Here is a 1,167-nt window from a genome sequence, read left to right on the forward strand (position 1 = left end):
AGCCGGCCCAGGTCGTCGCGGCGCAGCGCGGCGGCGCCGCCCGCGGTCGCCGACCAGAGCGCCTCGTCGGGTGTCATGCCCATCTCGCGCACGGCCACGGCGACGCAGAACGGCATGGAGCTGGTGAAGGAGGAGCCGGGATTGCAGTCCGTGGACAGTGCCACGGTCACCGAGGCGTCGAGCAGTCGGCGGGCGTCGGGGTAGGGCGCCCGGGTGGAGAACTCGCAGCCCGGCAGCAGCGTGGCGACGGTGGTGCCGGCGGCGAGCGCGTCCACGTCGGCGTCGGTGAGGTGCGTGCAGTGGTCGGCCGAGGCGGCGCCCAGCTCCACGGCGAGCTGCACGCCCGGGCCGGCGGACAGCTGGTTGGCGTGCACCCGCGGGATCAGTCCGCGGGCGGCCCCCGCGGTCAGCACGGCCCGCGCCTGGTCGGCGTCGAAGGCACCCCGCTCGCAGAACACGTCGACCCAGCGGGCGTGCGGGGCGCAGGCGTCCAGCATCTTTCCGGTGAGCAGCTCCACGTAGCCGGCCGGGTCGTCGGCGTACTCGGGCGCGACGATGTGCGCGCCGAGGTAGGTGACCTCCTCGGTGTGCGCGGCGGCGATGCGCAGCGCCCGCGCCTCCTGGTCGGCGGTGAGGCCGTAGCCGGACTTGGTCTCGACCGTGGTGGTGCCCTGGCGGAGCATCTCGGTCAGGTGCCGGACCAGGTTGGCCTCGAGCTGTTCGTCGGTGGCCGCGCGGGTGGCGGCCACCGTGGTGCGGATGCCGCCCGCGGTGTAGGCGCGCCCCGACATGCGGGCGTTGAACTCCTCGATGCGGTCGCCGGCGAACACCAGGTGGGAGTGCGAGTCGACGAATCCGGGGATCGCCGCGCGGCCCTCGGCGTCGTGGGCGGTGTCGGCCGCCGGGGCCCGGGAGGCGGGCCCGGCCCACACCACCCGCCCGTCGTCGATGACGAGGGCGGCGTCCGGCACGACGCCCAGCGGACCGTCACCGAGCGCCGGGTCGTTGGTGACCAGCGCGCCGATGCGGTGGATGACGGTGGACGGGGACATGCGGCTCCCTGGGGCGTGAGGGGGGACGAGGGTGCGGGCCCGGCCCGGTCAGTGGGTGACGGCGGCGACGGCGGCGGCGAGCGCGCCGGGCACGTCGGGCAGCAGGAGGTGCTCG

Annotated in this window: 1 protein-coding gene; it reads right to left on the minus strand. The window is 75.9% G+C overall.

What is annotated here, in order from left to right:
• The coding region (gene hutI, locus ACYVE9_RS27650) for an imidazolonepropionase (protein ID WP_461030627.1) at nt 1–1,052 on the minus strand (1,052 nt) is incomplete at its 3' end.
• Nucleotides 1,053–1,167 lie beyond the last annotated feature (115 nt).

The organism is Streptomyces sparsus (genome assembly GCF_054776295.1).